5 protein-coding genes and 1 pseudogene are annotated in these 5,781 nt (G+C 50.1%); 4 read left to right on the forward strand and 2 right to left on the reverse strand.

The window, feature by feature from the left end:
- On the forward strand, positions 1 to 211 hold a 211-nt coding region (locus KDK13_RS11665), incomplete at its 5' end, for a hypothetical protein (protein ID WP_257285143.1).
- 337 nt (positions 212 to 548) lie between these two features.
- Positions 549 to 1,013, forward strand: coding sequence for a hypothetical protein (locus KDK13_RS11670; RefSeq protein ID WP_257285144.1), 465 nt, complete (start codon positions 549 to 551; stop codon positions 1,011 to 1,013).
- On the opposite strand, the gene KDK13_RS11675 is transcribed toward KDK13_RS11670, so the two are convergent.
- A complete protein-coding gene (locus KDK13_RS11675) occupies positions 1,008 to 1,736 on the reverse strand; it encodes a hypothetical protein (protein WP_257285145.1) in 729 nt (242 codons plus the stop codon). The genes KDK13_RS11670 and KDK13_RS11675 overlap by 6 nt on opposite strands.
- 38 nt (positions 1,737 to 1,774) lie before the next feature.
- The gene (locus tag KDK13_RS11680) at positions 1,775 to 3,913 is read right to left on the reverse strand and encodes an FAD-dependent oxidoreductase (RefSeq protein ID WP_257285146.1); all 2,139 of its coding nucleotides are present in this window, start codon (positions 3,911 to 3,913) and stop codon (positions 1,775 to 1,777) included.
- Between the two features lie 142 nt (positions 3,914 to 4,055).
- On the opposite strand from KDK13_RS11680, the gene hemB reads away from it, so the two are divergent.
- Positions 4,056 to 5,063: a porphobilinogen synthase gene (gene hemB / locus KDK13_RS11685; RefSeq protein ID WP_257285147.1), complete on the forward strand. Its 1,008-nt coding sequence runs from the start codon at positions 4,056 to 4,058 to the stop codon at positions 5,061 to 5,063.
- Positions 5,064 to 5,290: 227 nt separating this feature from the next.
- Positions 5,291 to 5,781: pseudogene (locus tag KDK13_RS11690) on the forward strand (RNA degradosome polyphosphate kinase); the annotation flags it as partial.

Genomic DNA, 5,781 nt, shown 5'->3' on the forward strand with positions numbered 1-5,781 from the left:
GATCAAACACTGTCTGAAAACGCAGACGGTATCAGTCAATGAAAGCCTTGCAACCAAAGTCGTTTACTCAACGCTTTATGACAGTCCATGGTATGGCGGGTTTACCCTGGTAAGAAGGGCGCTTCTGGAAGAAGGGCTGCTGTTGAAGCTGCTCCGGGAGGCACCATTAATGAAAAGCATGAAAAGCATGAAAAGCATGAAGAACTCCTGATAAAGTTATCTGATTCTGGCAAGGCGGTTTGTTTTAGTCAGCGGAGTTATGTCTCTGCTGGTGTTAAAAACCAATGGTATTGCCAGTCCTTCAACCTATTCTATGGTCCGGACCCCACAACAGCCCAGCCTTAACCTTTATAGTACCAGGACACAGAACAGACTTGTGCCTCCTGGCCTATCCTGGCCTTTCCTGGCAAAGCGGCATCAGAAACATCTGGAACTTATTTAGCCGTATACAGTCCAAAATGAGAAACGGCATTTTCGTAATAAATCCCCCCTGACAAAATCTCTTGATGCTGCAGGGCACATTGTTAGAGTTTTCAGGAATAAAAATCATGATAAATAACTCGATTGAAAATATTGTTCATTATGTTAAGGCGGCAATAAAACTGCCAATTGACCTTGTCCGCTGGTTTTGTGGAAGAGTAGTGGCCATTGTCACCAATATCTCCAATTTCCTGTCGAATCGATCCGAGCAAGGTAACAATTCCGCCGTGCAACAAAAGAGCATTTCGGATCGTACTGTTTCACCAGCCGACTCGCAGACTTACTATGAAAGGGAGACAGAATTTTCTGTTGTTTTTCCCTTTGGCGACCTGGAAAAAGCACTGGATATTATCCATAGAGATAAATTTCCCTCTGACGAAGCATTTACCCAAGAGAAAACCAGGCTTCTGAAGGAAGCGGAGCATCATAACCTAGAGAATAAGATTGACGAGTTCGAGCTGATAATAACTACTAAAACGAATGCTGAAGGGAAAAAAGTTAAATGTAAAATGATCCCGAAGAGTCGGTCATGACCGTTGATTCTGCCCATACAGCCGATAGGCTTCCAGTGCTGATGCCTCATCCACCAGCATTTTCTCAAATTGCCTCAGCTCCCCGGCCAACGGCGAGGAAGCATTAGGTGCCTGCAGCTCAATTTTCAGATCATTTTCGTGAATGATGGATAACTTCAGATCGTGAACGGCCTCAACGAAGGCCTTATCAGCCTGCCTGAAGTCACTGGCAACGTCAGCGGCAACACAGTCCTTGAGGCAGTCAACCACCCGTGCCCGTTCTTCGGTAACCCTGGACTGCCCACGTCCCTCCAGCAGATCCAGCCAGAGCTGCGACTGCTCACAATCCAGCTGTAGCTTGCGCAACGCCTGATCACAGGCACCTTCAGCCTTGCCTTCTCCCAGGCGCTGCCAGGCCATTTGATTCTTTTGCTGGACCAGCGCAATCATCGTTCCAATCTTTTTCTGTTTATCAATGGGTTTGAGACGGGAGATCATCTTATAGACAGAGGTTGGCAGAAAGTTTTTTATTCTTGCCAGAAGGCTCTTGTTATTGGTTTTGAGACTTTTCCGGGAAGAAGGCTCAGCCAGCATAACACTTCGATTCTTGAGGATTTTTTTCAGCTCTTTGAAGATTTGCTTATCTTCGCTGATGGCAGCCGACGCTAACTGTGGGCTGTTATTTACAGAATCCTTTGTGGGATCCTCTGTCGGGCCACCATCAGACGGGTCCGGGTCACTCATTAAACATCCTTATGCCTATAATGACCCCTTAAGAATAGTCAATGGCGCATCCATGCGTGGTATTTCTCTACCAGCGACAATACCCCCTGGGGCGCATGGGCTTTTTTCCACTCACCCGCAGCATACTTGTTGGCCTCGCTCAGTGTCGGGTAGATATGGATGGTTCCCAGAATTTTATTAAGACCCAGACCGTTTTTCATGGCACTGATATACTCAGCAATCAGTTCACCGGCATGATAACCGACAATGGTGACTCCCAGGATCTTATCCTTTCCCGGTACGGTCAGCACTTTCACAAAGCCTCGTGCTTCTTCATCCGCTATAGCCCGATCCAGATCATCAATTCCGTATCGGGTCACTTCATAGGCAATGCCCTGTTCCTGAGCCTCCTGCTCATTCAGGCCCACTCTGGCCACTTCCGGATCGGTAAAGGTACACCAGGGAATCACTGAATAATCCACCTTGAACTTTTTGAAGCGGCCAAACAGGGCATTCACGGCACAATACCAGGCCTGATGTGCCGCCGTATGGGTAAACTGGTAAGGTCCTGCGACATCGCCACAGGCATAGATATTGGGGTAACGGGTCTGCATATAGTCATTAACTTCAATGGTTCCCCGCTCAGTTAATGCGATACCCAGCCCTTCAAGGCCAAGATTTGCCGTATTGGCTTTTCGGCCTGTGGCAAAGAGGGCAACATCAAAGTCAATTTCCACTTTCTGGCCGTTAAAGCCGACTTCCAGAAATTGGCGCTCGGCTCCGGTGTCTGGATCCAGAAACTTCTGGAAGGAACGGGCTTCGTGTTTCAACCTCAAGTCGACACCATCCTGAATAAACTGATCCATCACCAGTTTCGAGACATCTTCATCTTCACGATGCAACAGTCGGGCCCCGTGATCCACCTGAATGACCTGAACACCCAGCCTGGTGAAGGCCTGAGCCAGCTCACAGCCAATAGGGCCACCGCCAATCACCAGCATACGACCGGGCTTATTTCGTAAATCCCAAATGGTGTCCGACGTGTAGTATTCGATGTTCTCAAGACCCGGCAGCGGCGGAACATAGGGACGGCCACCACTGGCAATGACCATATTTCGGGAGGTGATCCTTTTACCGTCCACCTCGACTTCCCAGGGACTGATCAGCCGGGCAGAGCCACTGATACAGTGAACCCCCAGACCGGAATAACGCTCTACAGAGTCGTGTGGCTCGACCTTGCGAACTACCTCCTGAACCCGCTCCATCACCCTGGAGAAATTGACCTCCCCGGATACCTGATCAATACCAAACTCATCGGCCCGCTTAAGGTAATGCGCCATTTTGGCTGAGCGAATCAGAGCTTTACTGGGCACACAGCCCGTATTCAGGCAATCTCCCCCCATTTTATGCTTTTCAATCAGTGATACCCTGGCCTTTACCGCTGCAGCAATATAGCTGCTGACCAGCCCGGCGGAGCCAGCACCAATCACGGTCAGGTTATTATCAAACTGTGCCGGGCGCTGGTAACTGCGGTATAAACGACGACGTTTCAGCCACTCCATCAGCATCCTGGCAATCCAGGGAAAAATACCCAAAAGCACAAATGAAGCGATCAAAGGTGGCGTTAAAATTCCCTTGAGAGAGAGTTCCTCTACCAGGCCAAGCTGAGCACCGGCATTCACGAAAACAGCCGTTCCCGGGAGCATCCCCAGCTGACTGACCCAGCTGAAGGTCCAGACCCGCATGGTTGTCAGCCCCATGACCAGATTGATAACAAAGAAAGGAACGGCCGGAATCAGTCTGAGGGTTGCCAGATAAAAGGCTCCATCCTTTTTCACACCGTTGTTAATGGTGTCCAGATAGCCAGCAAACTTTTGCGCTACCCAATCTCTTAATAAAGTCCTTGAAAACATAAAAGCCAGAGTGGCTCCCATGGTGCTGGCAAAAGAGACCAGCAACAGCCCCTGGAGCAGGCCAAAAATGGCACCTGCGACAACCGTAAGCAGTGCCGCTCCCGGCAGTGAAAGGCCGGTAACCGCCACATAGATGATAAAGAAAGCGGCAGCCGTCAGTACCGGATCATCACGATAAAGGCCCTGAAAGAAATCACGGGTCAGATATTGCTGACCGTCCAGGGCGTAAAACGCACCAATTGCTACGGCAAGCACTGCCAGCAAAAGCCATTTCTTTTTATTCATAATACCTTCCAGCAGAAACCAGTAGCTAACCCGGATATTTCATAAACATGCGTTTGACACGGCATTAATTCCTGCAAACCCATACGTCCTTTCCCGTATAATGCACCCATATTGTCAAATTAGAAACTCAGGATAAAGAAGTATGATTCATCGCCCTTTTCCTACTACCCGCCCGAGGCGTATGCGCTTCAACGACTTCTCCCGTCGCCTGATGCGCGAGACTCAGCTGTCCGTCGACAACCTTATTTATCCAGTGTTTATCGTGGCCGGGCATCAGCAGCGTCAATCCGTTGCGTCCATGCCCGGTATTGAACGCCTCAGCATTGATCTGCTCCTTGAGGAAGCCGCTGAGCTGGTTGAGTTGGGCATTCCAGCCATTGCACTGTTTCCAGTGACACCGGCTGACAGGAAGTCCGAGCTGGCCGAAGAAGCCTGGAACCCACAAGGCCTTGCCCAGAGTGCGGTTCGAGCACTGAAAAGCCAGTTCCCGGAGTTGGGTGTGATTACCGATGTGGCGCTGGATCCCTTTACCTCCCACGGTCTTGATGGCCTGACCAATGAGGATGGTTATGTACTCAACGATGAAACGGTTGAGGCCCTTGTCCGTCAGGCCATGTCTCACGCAGAGGCAGGCGCAGACATTGTTGCCCCGTCTGACATGATGGATGGACGGATTGGTGCCATCCGCCAGCGTCTGGAAGAGGAAGGTCATATCAATACCCGCATCCTGGCCTACTCTGCCAAATACGCCTCCAATTACTACGGCCCGTTCCGGGACGCTGTGGACTCAGCCGGCAACCTTGGCAAAAGCAATAAGTTCAGTTTTCAGATGGACTTTGCCAATAGCGATGAGGCACTTCACGAGGTGGCAGCAGACCTGGCAGAGGGCGCAGATATGGTGATGGTTAAGCCGGGCATGCCTTACCTGGATGTTGTCCGCCGGGTTAAGGATGAGTTCAAGGTACCGGTCTTTGCCTATCAGGTCAGTGGCGAATATGCCATGCACAAGGCGGCGGCTGCCAATGGCTGGCTCAACGGCGATGCCGTCATGCTGGAATCTCTGATGTGTTTTCGCAGGGCCGGTGCGGATGCCATTCTGACTTATTTTGCCAAAGATGCTGCAAAAGCGCTCCGTAAAATGAGCCATTGATAAAAACAGAATAAACGTTCAGGCCGGGGGAGTAGTCTTTATTATTTCTGTTAGAATAAAATGAATAATGCGATATTCTCCCCCATCACAACCGCTCCGGGAGTCGCCTGTTCACCGGGCCATTGGTTGAATCTCTGACAAACGTCACTGACAGGATACATGACAAAAGCCACTGAAACCGGTCATCATAAGCCAGACTGCTGCTATTTTGCTGAGAAAGAGGTCATATGGATAATCCCCAACAGTCGGATGTTCAGGACACCCAGGCCCAGTCATCTGAGCTTGCCGGGTCAAGTGCCAGCAAGCCCCCAAAGGTCAGTGACTACCAGAACCCTGACTATTACATTAACCGTGAACTTAGCCATCTGGCGTTTAATTTCCGGGTTCTGCAGCAAGCATTAAACGAAGAGTACCCGCTACTGGAGCGCTTCCGGTTTCTGCTGATTTTCAGCTCCAACCTGGATGAATATTTCGAAATCCGTGTCGCGGGCCTGATGCAGCAAGTCGATTTCTCCCGTGAGCAGGTAGGCCTGGACGGTATGGGACCACAGCAGGTCTTGAAAGAGATCAGCCAGAAGGCCAAAGAATACGTTGAGCTGCAATATCAGATATTAAATGAAAGCCTGTTACCTTCTTTGAGAAAAGAAGGTATTCGCTTTCTGCGCCGCAATGAGCTGACGGAAATTAAACGCCAGATGGCTAAGTTCACGGTTAATGT

This window comes from Endozoicomonas sp. SESOKO1 (assembly GCF_024606265.1).
In the GTDB taxonomy this organism is placed as follows: domain Bacteria; phylum Pseudomonadota; class Gammaproteobacteria; order Pseudomonadales; family Endozoicomonadaceae; genus Endozoicomonas.